This is a genomic window from Streptomyces griseoruber, from assembly GCF_001514205.1.
Lineage (GTDB): Bacteria > Actinomycetota > Actinomycetes > Streptomycetales > Streptomycetaceae > Streptomyces > Streptomyces griseoruber.
On record NZ_KQ948802.1, the window covers coordinates 1 to 16,412 of the forward strand.

At 68.9% G+C, this 16,412-nt stretch carries 13 protein-coding genes and 2 pseudogenes; 3 read left to right on the forward strand and 12 right to left on the reverse strand.

Translation table 11 applies throughout. The annotated features are described in order from the left end of the window. From AQJ64_RS44310 to AQJ64_RS44330, 5 genes are all read right to left on the reverse strand, one after another. The coding region (locus tag AQJ64_RS44310; RefSeq protein ID WP_157881037.1) for a Shedu anti-phage system protein SduA domain-containing protein at positions 1 to 875 on the reverse strand (875 nt) is incomplete at its 3' end. A gap of 566 nt (positions 876 to 1,441) precedes the next feature. Further along, the gene (locus tag AQJ64_RS44315; RefSeq protein ID WP_240512779.1) at positions 1,442 to 2,155 is read right to left on the reverse strand and encodes a TIGR02391 family protein; all 714 of its coding nucleotides are present in this window, start codon (positions 2,153 to 2,155) and stop codon (positions 1,442 to 1,444) included. 115 nt (positions 2,156 to 2,270) lie between these two features. After that, a complete protein-coding gene (tpg, locus tag AQJ64_RS44320; protein WP_055636247.1) occupies positions 2,271 to 2,828 on the reverse strand; it encodes a telomere-protecting terminal protein Tpg in 558 nt (185 codons plus the stop codon). A gap of 10 nt (positions 2,829 to 2,838) precedes the next feature. Beyond that, positions 2,839 to 5,055 (reverse strand): telomere-associated protein Tap, encoded by a 2,217-nt coding sequence (tap, locus tag AQJ64_RS44325; protein WP_055636248.1) that lies wholly within the window; start codon positions 5,053 to 5,055, stop codon positions 2,839 to 2,841. Positions 5,056 to 5,200: 145 nt separating this feature from the next. Next, on the reverse strand, positions 5,201 to 5,557 hold the full coding sequence (locus AQJ64_RS44330; RefSeq protein WP_055636249.1) for a hypothetical protein: 357 nt from the start codon (positions 5,555 to 5,557) through the stop codon (positions 5,201 to 5,203). A gap of 574 nt (positions 5,558 to 6,131) precedes the next feature. Between AQJ64_RS44330 and istA the strand changes: the two are divergent. The 3 genes and pseudogenes from istA (at position 6,132) to tpg (AQJ64_RS47500) (ending at position 9,558) form a co-directional block, all read left to right on the forward strand. Next, positions 6,132 to 7,770: pseudogene (istA, locus tag AQJ64_RS44335) on the forward strand (IS21 family transposase). A 12-nt stretch (positions 7,771 to 7,782) separates the two neighbouring features. Continuing rightward, positions 7,783 to 8,577, forward strand: a complete 795-nt coding sequence (gene istB / locus AQJ64_RS44340; RefSeq protein WP_055636250.1) for an IS21-like element helper ATPase IstB — start codon at positions 7,783 to 7,785, stop codon at positions 8,575 to 8,577. Positions 8,578 to 9,177: 600 nt separating this feature from the next. Continuing rightward, on the forward strand, positions 9,178 to 9,558 hold the full coding sequence (tpg, locus tag AQJ64_RS47500; RefSeq protein WP_420876551.1) for a telomere-protecting terminal protein Tpg: 381 nt from the start codon (positions 9,178 to 9,180) through the stop codon (positions 9,556 to 9,558). Between the two features lie 19 nt (positions 9,559 to 9,577). On the opposite strand, the gene AQJ64_RS44350 is transcribed toward tpg (AQJ64_RS47500), so the two are convergent. From AQJ64_RS44350 to AQJ64_RS50390, 7 genes and pseudogenes are all read right to left on the reverse strand, one after another. Continuing rightward, entirely contained in the window at positions 9,578 to 10,687 is a 1,110-nt protein-coding gene (locus tag AQJ64_RS44350) for a hypothetical protein (protein ID WP_240512780.1), read from the reverse strand. 13 nt (positions 10,688 to 10,700) lie between these two features. After that, entirely contained in the window at positions 10,701 to 11,444 is a 744-nt protein-coding gene (locus AQJ64_RS44355) for an AAA family ATPase (RefSeq protein WP_055636251.1), read from the reverse strand. Next, positions 11,441 to 13,051: a Mu transposase C-terminal domain-containing protein gene (locus tag AQJ64_RS44360; protein WP_425315626.1), complete on the reverse strand. Its 1,611-nt coding sequence runs from the start codon at positions 13,049 to 13,051 to the stop codon at positions 11,441 to 11,443. The genes AQJ64_RS44355 and AQJ64_RS44360 overlap by 4 nt, the downstream gene beginning before the upstream one ends. 101 nt (positions 13,052 to 13,152) lie before the next feature. Further along, the gene (locus AQJ64_RS44365; protein WP_159060361.1) at positions 13,153 to 14,322 is read right to left on the reverse strand and encodes an AAA family ATPase; all 1,170 of its coding nucleotides are present in this window, start codon (positions 14,320 to 14,322) and stop codon (positions 13,153 to 13,155) included. A 305-nt stretch (positions 14,323 to 14,627) separates the two neighbouring features. Beyond that, a pseudogene (locus tag AQJ64_RS44370) lies at positions 14,628 to 15,081 on the reverse strand (transposase); the annotation flags it as partial. Between the two features lie 127 nt (positions 15,082 to 15,208). Then, on the reverse strand, positions 15,209 to 15,889 hold the full coding sequence (locus tag AQJ64_RS44375) for a hypothetical protein (RefSeq protein WP_099054058.1): 681 nt from the start codon (positions 15,887 to 15,889) through the stop codon (positions 15,209 to 15,211). 323 nt (positions 15,890 to 16,212) lie between these two features. Beyond that, positions 16,213 to 16,412 (reverse strand): hypothetical protein (locus AQJ64_RS50390; protein ID WP_211286542.1); only part of this gene is annotated, 200 nt, incomplete at its 5' end.

Genomic DNA, 16,412 nt, shown 5'->3' on the forward strand with positions numbered 1-16,412 from the left:
TAGCAGCGCGTGACATTGGGAAAGCAGCTGGTCATAGTCATGACGGTGATCCCGTGCATCCTGCTGTTGAGCCCGTGCAGAGCGCGCAGTTGCGTCTCCTCCCAGGTGTGTGACCGCCCGATGATGACGACGGCACGCGGGTGGTAGGCGACGATGTCGGGCCGCGCAGGTTGCAGACCGAACTCCGCAGCGCGATGCAAGGTATCGAGGTAGCGGTGACACTGCCCGATCGCCTTCGCGGTGTGCGATGACCAATACCAGTTCTGGTGCGTGTCGTCGTACAAGATCACGTCCTTGTCCGGGCGCTTCAGCTCGTACACATCACGCAACCCGCTGGCGGTGGACTTCATCAAAAGATCGACGTGGTCGCCGATCCCGATGACTCGTTGGTCGTCGCGAGCAACATATGCGTTGCCGAAGGCCCAGGAATGGCGCTCACACCAGTCCTGGTAAACGTCCTCTCGATTGCGCCCCTCCGCAAGGTGCTCTTGCAGTTCGGTGACGGCGGCTCTCAGCTCACCGATCCTGACGGCAGCTGAAAATGCTTTGGCCAAGGTCTCGGGGCTCACCTGGTGGGCGAGTTGGGCAGCGAATCGGCGGTTTTCCAGGGCACTGCCGATCGCGCCTACGGCGTCATCAGAGGCGTCCAGTTGCGCTCCGAACCCATCCGTTCGTAGCACGAGGTACTGACCATCATCGTCTTGCTCAGATACGGATAGCGCTTGAGCGATGTGGCTCTTGAGCATGTACAGGTCCTCTGACTTGAGCGTCATCTCACACTGCTCGCCAGTCCGCTTGTCTGTGCGGACAAGCTTCATGGACAGCTCAGTCGATGAGTTCCTGTGGGGGATGAAGAAGGGAATGGCCTCGATCAACACATGAGTCGTATCCCTGACTACCAGTCGGCTCCCGTACGAGAGTGCTCCCGACGCAGCAGGACGCCGATCAAAGAAAGTGGGCTCATTCCCATCCATACCGGCATGTTGGGCCACTGCATCACTCTGTGTCCCAACTTTCCCGAAAGTAGATCACTTATTCGATTTATGGAGCATGGCTCCCGGACCGTGCCTGAGCTGACTCCACAACCGCCCGTGGAACTACGGGAGTCGGCATCAAGCTGAGCGATGGCGTCGCTCTACAGCGGTCCACCGTCTACGGGGCGGCTTCCTGCTCAGAAACTTTGTGGCTGGGTGCTCCGTGGTCGTGACAAAGTTCATCGGCTTACCGCAGTGCCAACAGGGGTGGGGCTGGGAGGACCAGTGCGAGCTGCGGCCCCAGTCGAGAAGGCCCGCGGCGCTGTCAGGCACCGCTGTAGTACGTGGGGCAGGCGGCGCGGGAATGGTCACGCCGGAAGCATCGAGCCGTTGACCGTGGTCGAAGGCCTCCCGCGGCGGTGCTCTGTGACGGTTTCCTGTCCATACCGGCAGATCCGCTCCAGCTCTCAAGTGGCGCGCTCCACCGTGCACTGTTCGATCCAGCGGGCGAGGACGCTCAGGGTCGCCAGGTGCTCCAACGCTTCCTGTTCGGTCCAGTTCACCTCATCCTCGTGAGCGGCAACGTTCCGCAGGGCGAGGAAGGCACCGGCCGCGAGGTACTTGGCGCCATCCTGGCGGGCGCGCCACGTAGGCGTGTTGCGGTCGCCGTCGAACCGCAGTCGCGGTTTCCCTGCGACGGGGTCCTTCATATCGAAGGCCTGCATGCACAAGTCCGTCTCGCCGATGTCGTGGCGCCCCAGCTTCTGCTGGAGTCGGCGGTTCACGGTGCGGGCAGCAGCCAGGACGGCATCCTGCCGGGCCTCTGCGCCCCACAGCGGGGCGGCCGGCTCCCACACCCAGGGGTGGAACTGGTCGGCGGGCAGCGTGGGTGCATCCGGTACGAGCCGGGCGGCCCATTCGTCCATGTCGGCCAGAATGCCCAGACCCCGATGAACCTCATCGCGGGCCATGTCTTCGCCCGCCATCTGATCCAGGTTGATCTTCTCGGCAAGCTGAGGATCCAGGAGCCGCAGGATCTGCTTGACCGTGGGCTCTGCGCGGCGCAGTTGCTCATACAGCGCCGGATCACCCACGTAATCGCCCGGCCTCGTACTGCGCTCGTAACGCAGAGCCAGATCGGCAAACGCCTCAAGCCGCTGTCGCATCCAGTCTCGATCCACGGCCGCATCCTAGGAGCGGAGTCTGACAATCCCGGTCTCACAGGCTCGGCAAAGCCAGGAACAGCAGCAAGGGCCCGAACCTAGAAGGCGGTTCGGGCCCTTGCTGCTGGGAGATCTACAGGTCGAACTCGAGGTGCTCGATGTCCGTGAAGCGGACCTCTTCCAGGCTTCCGGCGCGGCGACCGCCGTCCTGGAAGTACACCTCCTTGAGCGCCTCGGCGGCGAGCTCCTGGAGGCGCTGCTCGGTGGCGCCCTGCTCCTGGGCGTCGAAGAGGCGGGCGGCGTAGCGGGGCGGCAGGGCTACGGTCAGGTGCCGGATGCGGTCCTGGTCCGTCGACCCGATCGGCGCGGTGTAGCCGAGCCGGGCCCGGGTGTCGATGACGATGCCGCCGGTGGTCGCCGCCTTCTGCCGGGCCTTCGCCCGGATCTGCGGCTGCCACCGCTTCTTCACCTCGCTATCCAGGCGCGCGGCGAGGTCCGGACGGGGCTTTTTGATCTGGCCTTTGACGTACCGTTCGACAGTGCGCTGGGAGATGCGCAGCATCTGGGCGACCGCCTTGGTGCCCTTGAGCTGCTTGACCAGGTACCGCATCTGCGCGGGCGCGCTCTTGGGTGCCGGGCGGGTGAACGCCTTGTGCACCGCGGCGTCTAGGCCGTCCCCGAAAAGGCTCATCGCGCTCTACCTACTCCCCAGTGTCCTGGTCGGTGACGGTGCCGTCCTTGATGTACCGGGCGAGGTTGAGGTCCGGGGCGTTGAACTGCTCGCGCACCCCCTCGCCCCACAGCACGCTCTGGGTGCCCTCCCACTTCACCAGGCCCGGGTTCACTCCGAGCTTGAAGCCGCCCGGCAGCGGCTTGCCGTCCCGGTAGGGCAGGAAGTCCAGCGGGGAGGGCCCGTCGGAGGCGTAGACGGCGCAGTCCGAGAGGACCGCGACTGGGTACTGCCCGTTGAAGGCGGCGTGCTTGACGATCTTGCGGTGCATGTTGATCCGGGTCCGGGAGATGACGGCGGCGCGGATGTCCGGGCGCCAGGTGGGCCGGGCAAGGGCCCGCCACGGCTGCCCGGGCTTCCAGCCCTCCCCGCGCGGGCGCTCACGCAGCTTGCCGATGCCACCCTTCACGGTCGCCTTGACCGCGGACACCACGATCGCCAACTGGGGGTCACGCTGCCGGTAGCCGTCCATCGCCGCGAGAAAGTCGGCCGGCGACATGTCGACGCCCACCCCGAGGTCGGCCATCGTGGCGAGGTAGGCATCGCGCAGCCGGTTGTACCAACCGTCCAGGTAACGGCCGTTGTCGTAGCGGACGTACGCCTCGATCGGCGCGACGTCGTAGCCGAGCTCCACCGCGTACGCCACGGTCGGCGTCGCGTACCAGGCCGGACCCGTCGGGCGCTCGCCTTTCGGCGTGAACGGGCTGGGCAACAGGCTGCTGTCCAGCTCCCCCCACTCCTTGCCGAGCTTCACGTGGGACAGGTCGACGTGGCTCAGGTCGACCAGCCAGGCACCCGGCAGTTTCGGATCAAAGACGGGGTTCTTGACGTGCGTCGGCGCGCCCAGTCCGACCGTGAGGCCGTTCGCGCCGGCGGCGAAGGCCATGTTCACGTCGATGCCCACCAGGTGGGGGCGAAGGCATTCGGCGTCGGTGAGCGGGCGCGCCCAGTCGTACGCCTCCTCCACCAGGACCTCGGCCGGGGTGCGCTGGTGGAAACGCGGCAGATCGGCAAGGAGCGGGTGCCCGTCGGGAGCCTCGCACGGCGCGCAGTCCACCGGATCCTTCCCCAGCGAGCCGGGGTTGTGCTCGGAGTGCCGCTTGCCCATCGCATCCGGTTCGGAGGCACGGGTCGGCGGGTGCAGCGCGGTCATCAGCTCGAGGCCGGTCACGGCCGTGGAGCCGCGCGGCGTCATCACCCGGGCCGCATAGGTGCCCAGGAGCCGCGCGAGTTCGGCCGGCGGCAACTGGGCGGCGTCGGCCCAGTGCCGAGTGTCCAGCGCGTCCCACGACGGGATGCACAACTGCACGCAGGATCGCTCCGAGCCCTGCGCCGGACGGTAGATCCTCGCCCACGGCCCGAACCCGCGCTTCGTCAGCTTCCACTCCGCGCGGACCAGCTGCTTGATGACCTTGTGACCCTCCGGCAGTCGCCCGGCCAGACGTTCCTGTTGTGTGAGCGTGACGGGCAGGCCGTAGTACTCGCACGCCACCTCGGTCAGCACGATCAGCGGGTCGGCGTCCTTGCCCGGCCCGGACAGCTTCGGCTGGCCGAGCCGACCCTCGCTCAGCGTCCACTCCACCAGGGACGCAATCGACTTCGCTGGTACGTCACGCACCAGGCCGCCGACGCAGTACGCCAGCACCTGACCGTCCTCGACGTCGACGACCGCGAGCGGGCCGTTCTCGAACCGTGCATCGGTGGCACCGGCTGGGCTGCCAACGGGGGCGGCGTTCCGCGCGGGCGACCGACGCGACGTCGGCCTGGTCGTGGCCCCCGGATGAGGCACAGCGGCAGGGCGCAGCGCGGTGTCCTCGGAAGCCGGCTCCTGGATCGGGGCTGCGGGTCCGGTGCGGGCTTGGGCCGGTTCAGCGACCGATGGCGCAGGAACGGCCACCACGTCAGGCGTCTCGGGGACCGCCGTGTCCTCAGGGCGCACCGGAGCGTTGGCGGGGTAGAGCTGGGCGAGCTGCTTGAGCATGCGGGCATAGGCGTCGCGCTCCGGCGGCCGCGGCTCAGTCTTGCCGGCCTCCCAGCCGCTGACCGTCGCACGCCGCACCTGCAGTGCGGCGGCCACCTCGTCCAGCGTCAGCCCGTGCGCCTGGCGCAGCCGCTTGCGCTCCGCCGGGGGCGGCAACGGGGAGCGGGACGCAATGAGCGCATCGACCGCGTCGAACAGCTCGGACATGCAGCACCTCCTGTCCCGCAACCCTAGCGTGAAGCGCACATTTCGCGTACCAAACGCGTACGGACTGCGTAAGAAACGATTGCGTCGCCTGGACTGTCGCTGGTGCTCCATCTCGCCGAACGACGGGCGCACCCCAGTGAAGTTGTCAGGCGTCGCGGTACTGGTTCCGGGCAACACGGACGACGCGGCCGGCCTTAAGCAGACCGTCTATGTAGACGGAGACGCCGTTGCGGTTGGCTTGCTTGCCCGCGGCGGTCAAAGCATCCGCAATATCGCCGAGAGACATGGGCTGAGGTGACGCCCTGAGGATCTTGACGATGGCATCCGCTTTGGTGAGGTCTTGGATCGCCGGCCCCGGCTCGGATACGGCTGCACTCAGCTTCTTGAGGGCGTCCCGCTTGGCTTTGAGCCCCTCGATGTGAGCGCCGAGTCGGTCACGCTCGAGTTCGGCTTCACGGAGTTCACGCTCGACGCTGGCGAGGTCCTCGCTGTAGGAGTTCACGAGGAGAAGACTATAGAAACCTAGTAGAACTTAGCTAGGTTTTCTTAAAGATGGACGCTGCTCGATCGGCTGGGTGCCGCGCGAACCCTACGGAGCGGCGATCAGGTTCAGTGGGACGAGCTCAGGCTCGAGACAAGACAGCAGGGCCATTAGCCGAGGACCCGCAGGGATGTCTCGCGTACGCCGGAACTGGCTAAAGACAACGGGCCAGTGTGAAAGACCTGAGGGAGCAGACGGCCGCTGTGCGGCGGCAGAACGGCTCGGGGGCGGACATGGGGGAGATCGTCAAAGGGCTTGAGCGAGCGCTGCTGAGCCGTCCGGTGCCTACTGGTGACGCCGCTGTGCGTTTCCTGCTCAGGGCGCAGAAGGGCTCCACGAAGAACATGGCTGTCCTCCTGGGGATCTCCCAGCGCACGGTACAAAGGTGGGTGGCTCTGAACGGCATCTCTGGCCCCAGGGGAACGAGTCCAGTGGCCCCAGGGACTTGATCCGGAAATGAGCGTTCGTCAGAAGTGGCCCCAGGGGCGGTCTTGCGGTGGGAGCATCGATGTGCTCCGACAGTCAGGGGGCCCGGATGGACGGCCCGAGAACCAAGGTTGAGCTCTTCGCGGCGATCCGCCGGGATGCGCGTATGGAGAAGCTGTCGATCCGCGAACTCTCTCGCCGCTACGGGGTGCACCGGCGACTGGTCCGCGAGGCTCTGACGTCGCCGTGGCCGACTGCGCGTAAGCCGATGCCGCCACGCTCGTCGGTCCTGGACCCGTACAAGCATCTGATCGACTCGATCCTGCGCGCCGACCTGGACGCTCCGCGAAAGCAGCGGCACACGGCCAAGCGGGTCTTCGACCGGCTGGTGGACGAGCACGGCATGGAGAACGTCTCCTATGGCCGGGTACGTGACTACATCAGGCGCCGCAAGCCTGAGATATGGGTCGAGGAGGGCCGAGGCCCGCCCGCGGTGTTCATTCCGCAGACCCACCGGCCCGGGTGAGGAGGCCGAGGTCGATTTCGGCGACGTCTACATCACCCTCAACGGCGTGCGCACCCTGTGCTACCTGTTCGTCTTCCGGCTGTCCTTCTCCGGAAAGGCCGTCCACCGGGTCTTCCTCTCGCAGGGGCAGGAAGCCTTCTTCGAAGGCCACCTCCACGCGTTTCAAGCGCTGGGAGGCATACCGCGCGGGAAGGTCCGCTACGACAACCTGACCTCCGCGGTCGCCCGGGTCCTCGGCTTCACCCGCGCCCGGGTGGAGACCGACCGCTGGACGGCCTTCCGTTCCTGGGCCGGCCTGGAGGTCTTCTACTGCGCGCCGGGCATCGACGGCGCCCACGAGAAGGGCGGTGTCGAAGGTGAGGTCGGCCGATTCCGCCGCAACCACCTGGTCCCCGTCCCCGACGTCACCAGCCTGGCCGAGCTCAACGCCCAGATCGACGCGTGGGACAGGCAGGACGACCAGCGCCGGATCGGCGAGCGCCCTCGCACTGTCGGCGAATACTTCGCCATCGAGAAACCCCTGCTGCAGCCGCTGCCCGAGGACCACTTCGAGACCGGCAGGCTCCTGACCCCGCGCGTGAACCGCTACGCGCAGATCACTGTGCGGATGAACCACTACTCGGTGCCGGTACGGCTGATCGGCCGCCAGGTCCGCGTCCTGCTGCACGCCAGCGAACTGGTGGTCTACGACGGCCGCACCGAAGTCGCCCGGCACGAGCGCCTGCCCACCCGCGGCGGCAGCCGCCTGGACCTGGACCACTACCTGGAAGGACTGCTGCGCAAACCCGGAGCACTGCCCGGCGCCACCGCGCTGGACCAGGCCCGGGCGGCGGGAAAGTTCACCCCGGTGCACGACGCCTGGTGGGAGGCCACCAGCCGCGCACACGGTGACGCGGCCGGCACCCGCGCGTTGATCGAGGTCCTGCTCCTGCACCGGCACATGAGCCACGATCATGTCGTCGCCGGGATCGCCGCCGCCCTGCGGGCCGGGGCATTGACCTCGGACGCTGTTGCTCTGGAAGCACGCCGGGCCGCCGAACGGGAGGGCTCCGGCGAGGCCGCCCCGGACACGGCACTTGGGCGGATCGCCTCCCCGGTGATCTCACTGACCGAACGCCGCCTGGCCGCACTGCCGCCCGACTCGCGTCCGCTGCCGTCGGTGGCCGCCTACGACCAGCTCCTGCGTCACACCCGGCCGACGGCCGGGCGTCCCACCAGCTAAAGGAGTCCCGCCATGAGCGTCACCCGCCACCGTGGCCTGACCGAACCGGCTGCCGACGCGGCCATCGACGCGGCCTGCCGCAACCTGAGGCTGCCCACCATGCGCGGCCAGTTCTCCGAGCTCGCTGACGCAGCGGCCCGCGACCAGATGACCTACCGCGGGTTCCTGGCCGAGCTGCTGATGGCCGAGTGCGACGACCGCAACCGCCGCCGCTCCGAGCGCAGGATCAAAGCCGCGGGCTTCCCCCGCGAGAAGGCACTGCGCACCTTCGAGTTCGACGCGAACCCAGCCATCGACCCAGCCGCCATCCACACCCTGGCCTCCTGCGACTGGGTCCGCAAAGGGCTGCCCCTGTGTCTCATCGGCGACTCAGGCACGGGCAAGTCCCACCTGCTGATCGCCCTGGGCACCGAGGCCGCGATGGCCGGCTTCCGGGTCAAGTACGTCCTGGCCACCAAGCTCGTCAACGAGCTCATCGAGGCCGCAGACGAGAAGCTGCTGACCAAGACGATCGCCCGTTACGGACGGGTCGATCTTCTCTGTATTGACGAGCTGGGCTATATGGAGCTGGACCGGCGCGGAGCCGAGCTGCTGTTCCAGGTCCTGACCGAGCGTGAGGAAAAGAACAGCGTGGCGATCGCCTCCAACGAGTCGTTCTCCTCGTGGACCAAGACCTTCACCGACCCCAGGCTCTGCGCGGCCATCGTGGACCGCCTCACCTTCGGCGGCAACATCATCGAGACCGGCAGCGACTCCTACCGGCTCGCCACGACCAGAGCCCGCCAACAGACCACCGCGGGCTCCTGACCGCAGGTGTCACCGTTCCCGAATGCGCCGCCACCACCAGCGCCCCGCCGTCCACTCGCTCACCCAACCTGGGTTCGGAAGAGTACGCCGTTCGTACTCGACGTCGATCCGCTCCACCAAGCGGCCCAGATCAGCTCGGGCTCCACTCGGGAGGCGCTGCAGGGCCACTTCCAGGTCATCTCGGCCGTCTTCGATCTCGATGCCGGGACTCTCATAAGGGCCCGTCAGATATCGACCCGGCTGCCTGAAAGCCCACTCGAACCGGCTGAGCGCATCAGCAACGGCGTCCGGCCACAGGTACTCGGCCTCAACACGTCGCACCGCTGCCCGAGTCCGAGCGGATACGCCCGAAATCCGACGGACCGGCATGTGCTTGCGTGGCCGCCACCGCTCAGCGCGGACGGCCTTCGGGCGCCTACGCGGCATCGCCCTTTCGGATCAGAACCATGTCGGCATTCTGCCACGGTCCGCGCCTTCGGAGGTGGGGCCAACAGACTCGGTCACGTTGCCCATCGAAGATCCTCAACTGGGGCCATCAGTGTCGTTCCCCTGGGGCCAACAAACGTGTTCGAGGCCAGGTGGGTCACGACCCAGCCGGGAATGCGTCGCCGTCCAAGTGCTGTGCATGCGGGGTTGATCGATGAGGCCGTCAGGGCACGGTGGCAGCCCCTGGTGCGCGCCCGCCGACGGGCCCGGGCCGAGGCCGACGGGTTTGTCTTCCACACCAGGGCGCGGTTCGGTTTCGCCGCTCCGGCAGGCTCGTCGGACGATCCGCGGGTACGGCTGATCACCCAGTACCTGTCGGGAGAAGTGGCCCGCGAGCTGTTCGCCGCCCGGGACGCCGGCGGGGGTGAGCAGCAGCAGATGGTGATCCTCGCCCGAGCTTTGGGGCATGCCTACTTCCGGGACGGAGGCCTGCGTGCCCATGCGCTCGGGATCGCCTTCACCGACGTGGAGTTCGCCGACTTCTCCATCGACTGACGTGCACGCGGGCTCGAGCTCAGAGCGAGGGCGGCATCTGGTGCCGTGTCAGCATCGTGTCGTAGCCCTGTGCTTCCTTTCGTTCGCGCCAGTCCCACTGGATGCGACCAACAGGGCCGGTGCGCTTGCCGGCAGGCGGCTGCGGCGGGCGGAGCCTGGCCGCCTCCGCCATGCGCAGCAGGTGGGCGCGGTCGTTGGGGCCGGCCAGCAGATGCTGGTCCTGGGCGGGCGCGAGCCGGGCAAAGGACACGGCGGCCTTCAGGAAAACGCGTGCCCACGGCGGCACGCGGTAGGTGGCGCAGCCGTCGGTGTAGCGGGCGCGGTCGTGCAGGGCCAGGGTGGCCGCGGCGGCGTCGTAGTCGCCGGGGCGGGCGGTGGCGAGCTGCTGGCAGGAGGCGCCGGTAAAGAGCGCGGCAGCGAGGGCGGCGGCCAAGCGGGGGTGGGCGGTCACGGTGGAGAGACGTCGGGCGACCTCTTGGACTGCCTGCTCGGTGAGGGGCGTCGGTGGCGGGCGGTGCCGGAAGGTGATCGGCGGCGGTACGCACGGAGCGGTACAGGGGGCGGGGCTGTCGTAGGAGACCAGGCGGTCCAGCGCGGGCAGGGTGAGCCACCGGTTGGCCGGCCGGGCGGGCTCCTCCTCAGGCTGGGGTACGGGAGCGGTTGTGCCGTAGTAGTGGCGTCGGGCGGCCTGGAAGTCGGCGGTGATGGCGTAGTCGGCCGTCTGCAGGGCCTGGTGCAGGGCGGCGGGCAGGTGAGGGCGGTGGCAGACCAGGGTCAGGTGGATGCCGGTCAGGGCGCGCAGCTCCAGGAGGCGCATCGTGCGGCGGGCGGTGAGGCGGTGGGCGCGCAGGACGGTCAGCCGGTTCACGGGCAAGGCGTTGATCCAGGCGGTGGCGGCTTCCCAGGCGGGCTGACGGCCGGCGGGGAAACGGCCCGGGAGCAGGGGCGGTTTGCCCAGAGCGGCCAGAAGGTCGTGGGCGAGGCCGGATTCGCTGGTGGTGCCCGGGCCGGGGTGCAGGGTGATCCGGCCGGACGGCGGATGGTGGGCGGCCAGGGCGGTGTGCGTGTGGACCACGTCGTCGCCCGGGTCGAGGACCACGGCGACGGACGGTGGCACGGCTGGCGGCATGGTGACGTGGTAGTCAGGCAAGGCGGCTGAAGGCCCAGCGCAGCAGCTCCTGATCCACCCGGGGGCGGCCGGTGCGGGCCAGGGCGGTGCGGGTGTGGGCAGTCAACTGGGCCCAGGCGCGGAAATTGCCGTGCGCGGCGTGCTGGTCGGCGAACGTGATGTCATCGGGGTCGGCGTCGGCCCAGACCGGATGAAACAAGGGAATGGCCTCCAGGACCTCGCCGGGGTTAAGGCGGGTGAAGTGCTGCCAGATGAAGATCCGGGAGGACAGCATCGGTTCACGGCGCAGCACGGTGTGGCAGCCCGCGCCACCGACGAAAATGACCGCGAGCTGGGTTGAGGGTTCGTCCCACAGGTAGCGGAAGTACTCGAACGCCTCCCCGTTGAGCCACTGAGCCTCGTCCACGAGGAAGGTGCGGGGGCGTTCGGCCAGGGCCGTCTTCAGCAGACGGTCGAACTCGCTGGGGTGGCGCGGCGGTTCCCCGGCCAGATCGAGAGCAGTGAACAGCTCGTAACGCACCGCGCGGGCCGTGGGACGCGCCCGGAAGGTGATCTTGCGGACGTCCTCGCCGGGCTCGAGTTCGCGCAAGCAGGTGTTGACGGCGAGGGTCTTGCCGAAACCGGCCCCGCCATGGATGCACATCATCGCGCGGGCAGCGACCGTGTCGGTGATGTTCTCCCGGGCGGTGAGCAGGGCGCGGGTGGTGACCACGGACGCATCGGGCAGGTCGACGTACTGGTAAGTGGCCGCGGTCACGAGGCGTCTCCGTCTTCATCGGTGGTGGGAGGTGCGGCCCGCCCGTCGCGGCCGACCGGTGCGGAAGCGCCGTCACGGCCGTACGGGTACCGGACGGGCGGGCCTGGCGTGGTCAGCGCGGCCAGGGAAGCCGGGGTGCGCCAGTCGGCCGGGGGCGCAGCGTGCGGGATGAGATCTGGCATCGCGAGCCGCGCGAGGTCGGCGTCGGCAGTCCGGGCGAGTTCGGCCTCGGCCTGCACGGCGGTCAGCGCGCCGAGCCGCTGAGGTGCCTCGGGCTGGTTCACGACGGCGTAGCGCTCGCGCTGCGAGGCCTCCAGGTCCTTCTTCAGGCGGCGCGCGCGAGCGGACCGCGCCCGCCGTACGGCGCTGATCTGTTCGTCGGTGGCCTGGTCGGCCAGATCCGCTGGGCCCAGGTAGCGGCCGGTGGCCGCGTGGTAGACCTCGATGCGGTGGTCGTGGTGGGGCATGAAGCGGACTCGGACCTGGATCCCGGCCTGGCCGGTCATCCACGGCCCCACGTAGTCACGTTTCCTGAAGCGGATACCGCGGGTGGTCAGCGTGCGGGTGCCGGCGTCCTCCAGGGTGAACGTCCACAGATCCGCGGCCGGCACGTCCCGCAGCGGGGTGGGATCGTCCTGCCATGCCTGAAGCGGAGTCTTGCCCCGCAACGGCGCCGGGCGGTGCTCGGTGTTCCACCAGAGCGTCCAGGCCAGAAGCTGGGTGGTGAAGTCCTCGAAGCCCAGAAGCACTTCGTCCTTCGGCCGGGAGGGGCGTTTGCCGGGGCGCGGCTGGCGGGCGTAGCCGGGCAGCGAGGCCAGGAACATGCTCTCCACCGCCCGGTTCAGGCCCTCCACGGTGCCCTTGAGGTGGGGGGTGTAGGCGGGCAGGTCCTCCACCATCACGTCCAGGAGATCGAACGCTGCGGTCACCGTCCGGGACAGGAAGTCCTTGCCACGGTCCACCCGCACTTTCTCGGGCACGCCGCCGAATGGGCCGTAGGGGTCATCGCGCAGGACCGCGGAACGCAGCGCGGCCAGCACCGATTCCCGCGACGGATCCCCCGGCGTGACCGCCACACCGGTGATCGCGTTGGTGGCGCAGTCGGTGAACCAGGTGATCCACGGCCTGCGAGCCTTGCCGTCGACATTGACCAGCACCGGCGCCTGCATGTGGTCCGTCTCCCACACCTGGTTGCGCCAGCCGCGCGGCCTGGCCAGGAACACATCATGCTTGCGCGCCGCCCGCTCCCCACCCGCGAGCCCCGCCCGCTCCCCCGGCGTCAGATCCCGCTGGATCGCCCGGTGCAGCGTCGGAATCGACGGAGGCGGCTCCCCCTCGCCCCTGGCCGCGCGAGCGGTCAGCTCACGATGGACCGCCGCGACGTTGCCCTTCCACAAGGCCAGCAGGCGGCGCACTTCCGGGGTGACGGAGAAGCGGTCTTTGCTCTGGGCCCGCGCCCCGGGCTCCGCGGCCGCGGACTCGTCGCGCTCGGCAGCGGCAAGCCACCGCCACACCGTGCGCTCAGTCACTTCCAACGACTCCGCCATCAGCCGTACATGTCGGGTCGTCAGCTTCTGGTCCTGTCGCAGGGCGAGCAGCCGGCGCACGGCAGGGCTGCGCAGCGCCGACAGAGAGGAAGAAGGCAGACCTCCCCGCGCGTGCGGAACGTCCTCGTGGCCGCCAGCCTCTCCCGGCCCGGAGGCGCCGGTCACAGCGGCCCCATGAGCCGTGCGCAGGCCCGCTCCAGCAACCGGCGGTCCACTACCGCACGGCTCTTGCCGTAGATCTCGGCGGTCAGGTGCGAGGTGAGCTTCGCCCAGGTCCGGAAATTGCCGTGGCCCACATGCTCGTCCACCCACACGACATCGTCCTCGCTCACGTCCTCCCACAACGGGTGGAACGCAGCCATCGCCGCTGCCACCTCGCCCGGGCGAAGACGAGGTACCAACTCCCAGGTCAGCACCCGAGAGGCCAGCGCGGGCACCCGGCGCAGCGCCCGTTCGCTGCCCGCACCCGCCAGAAGGAGCGCCGTGTCCGTGTCCGGGTGGTCCCACAGCCCGCGCAGAAACTCCAGCGCCGGTCCCGGAAGGCGCTGTGCCTCGTCCAGTACCAGCACGCGGGGCTGTCTCAACGCGTTCACCAGCATCAGGTCGGCCTCCCCCGCCCCGCGCGGCAGACGCCTGCCCAGCTCGAGGGCGTCCGCGAGTACCCGGCGCAGCTCGGGAACCGTCGGGTGCACACCGACGTGGACCCGGCGGACCCTGGCCGGGTGCGGCAACTGGGACAGGGCGTAGTGCAACGCGACGGTCTTGCCCTGGCCGGCGTCACCGTACAAACACACCACCGCACCCACCCCAGCCGCGTGCGCGACCGTCCGCAGCACCGACCGCACAGCAGGCGTGTGCACCACCTGAGCACCCGGCACCAGGACCGGGACCTGCGCCAGATGCTTCTGCTCCCGCAGAAACACCTGCCCGCCGCCACCCTTCTCGGCCACCACGTCCAGGCCCAGCTCGCTGAGGGGATCCAACCGGCGCGCCCCGGCAACCTCAGGCTCCCGCCCGGTCAGCAAAGCCCGTCCCGCCCGACGGTCCCTGCGGATCACCCGGTGCAATGTCGACGCCGACGGCACCGAACCCCCGCCACCTGCAGCGGTCAGCCGGCGCCTCAGCTCAGCGACGTTCCCTCCCACCTCGCCCAGCAGCGCCCACACCTCGTCTGACACCGCATACCCCCGCCGGACCGGCGCCTCCACACGCCCCGTCGCCTTCGCCTGCTCCAGCCAGCGCCACACCGTACGCTCCGAAGCACCCACCACCTCAGCGACCGCACGCACATGCCGCGTCGACAACTCCCCCGCCTGCTGCCGCTCCAGCAAACGACGCACCACCAACGCCCTCGGCAGCCCAGCCCCCCGGCCAGCTCCTACACCTTGATCCACCCCACGATCACACCGGCCCAGCCCACCTCATCGCATCAGAACTCACGAACCTGAGACAGCATCAGCTGCCATGAGATAAAGCCCCACGACAGCAACGCCCACCCCCGACCTCTCACCTCATGACAGTGCCGGTCCCGCCCCAACACCCCACTGACCAGCACCGACATAGCACACCACCAGACCAACACCACCGACTCTCACCATTACCGACCCCAAGCCGAGAGGTCGCAGACAAACCGATCGGGCAGTGGCTGTCCAACCTCCGGAGACCCGGCGCCCTCGACGGACACCCCGAGTGTGGCGGCGAGCGGGATACCGGTGGCGTCGGTGATCAGGTGGTGCTTGCTGCCCGTCCTGCCCCGGTCAACGGGGCTTCGTCCGGTCTTGGGGCCTCCTTTAACGCGCGGATGTGGGAGCCGTCGACGGCCGCCCGGGAGAAGTCCAGGGCGTTCGCGCTGCGAGCTTGGCGAGGAGGACCTCGTGCAGTCGGGGCCAGACTCCGGCCTCGGTCCACTCGGCCAGGCGGCGCCAGCAGGTCATGCCCGAGCCGAAGCCAAGTTCCTGCGGCATGTGTTCCCAGGAGATCCCGGTGTGCAGCACGAACAGGATGCCCTGGAACACCAGCCGGTCCGGATGCCGCTTGCGCCCGGGGTGCCGGGTCCGGCGCTCAACCTTGGGCAGCAGCGGCTCGATCACTGCCCATCACCGAGCCGTATCGGCGCCCGTCGCTCGCTCCCCTGCTCGCCGCCCACCAGAGGTCATGACGGGGGCGTTCAAGAGCCACGCTCCGGGGCCGCCCGCCCGCGGGATGCCGGGCGGGTGCTCAGGGGGTGAAGACCTCTTCCAGACGGTCGATGGCCCCGTCGTCGCCGAGGTGGTATGTGAAGACCAGCCCGCTGTTGGGGTTGGCCTCCAGCCAGTCGAGGAACTCCTGGACCCCGATGTGCTGGTTCTCGGTGCTTTCCACGATGGGATCGGTGGCGGTGACGTACGCCGCCTGGTCCATGGGCAGGTAGGTCTCCTTGCCTACGGTCACGAAGGGTGCGCCGTCGGAGTCCTTGGGAGCGCAGCCCCAGTTGCCGTACTTGACGATCAGGTTGAGCGAGCCACCCTCCGGGGTGTAGCGGTAGACCGCGATCTCATCAGGAGAGATGGGCATCTTGTGATCGCAGCCGTCGGGGTCCTCAGCAGGGGACTGGGCGGCGGCCTTGGCGGGTGCCGGGGTGGCCTTCGGAGCAGGGGCCGGGGACGAGGCCTTGGCGGCGCCGGTCGCCGTGGGTTCCGCGCTGGGCTGGGTCCCGGCGGTCGTCGCGCCGGTCCCTGTGGCTGTTCCTCCCGGCTGGGCCGTCGTCGTGTGCCCGGTGGTCGGTGATGCCGTGGCGTCGCCGTCTCCGTTGCAGGCCGTGAGCGCCAGCGCCAGAACGGCGACTGCGGACGCACCGGCCGTGGCCGTACGGAGAGCGGCGGTGGGTCTGTGACGGGGAGACTTGCTCGTCGTTGCCACGGCGGATGCCTTCCTGGTTGCGGCCCCCAGCGGGGCCTGCCTGTTTCAAGCACGGACGATTTCAGGCCAACCGTAGTTGCGGCAAGCGCAGGTGGTTGCAAACCGGTGACAGTCGCCGGTGGCACCGTGGGGCGCGAGTCAGGGAACCTCATCCGTCCTGGCACCACGTGGTGGACGGGCAGTCGGTGCCTCGGACCGCGCCCATTGTCCGGGCCGCGTGACCATGCGCACCGCGCGCTCACGAAGCTCGGGCGGATAAGGGGACGGACGTGCCATGACTCGATCCTCTCAGGGAATCGAGCCTCCATCAGACCCGGAGCGCTTCACCTTGCCCGCGCGGCGTTGTGCGACGGTGTCCCAGAGCTGAACGGTCCGGAGGCCATGTGCGGTGGCCAGCAGGCGGCCGTCTGGTGAGACGCCATCCGCTTATCGAAGGCGGGGCTGGTCTGGTCGAACAGGGTTCCTGTTCGGGTGATCGCGCGAGGGTCGGTGCATGACAGCAGGGCCTCTTGGTAGGTCGGGG

Bases quoted from the DNA above. Each gene is read 5' to 3' on its own strand.
- tap (WP_055636248.1), bottom strand. From the start codon at position 5,055: ATGTCCGAGCTGTTCGACGCGGTCGATGCGCTCATTGCGTCCCGCTCC.
- tpg (WP_055636247.1), bottom strand. From the start codon at position 2,828: ATGAGCCTTTTCGGGGACGGCCTAGACGCCGCGGTGCACAAGGCGTTC.
- AQJ64_RS44350 (WP_240512780.1), bottom strand. From the start codon at position 10,687: ATGCCGCCAGCCGTGCCACCGTCCGTCGCCGTGGTCCTCGACCCGGGC.
- istB (WP_055636250.1), top strand. From the start codon at position 7,783: ATGAGCGTCACCCGCCACCGTGGCCTGACCGAACCGGCTGCCGACGCG.
- tpg (WP_420876551.1), top strand. From the start codon at position 9,178: ATGCGTCGCCGTCCAAGTGCTGTGCATGCGGGGTTGATCGATGAGGCC.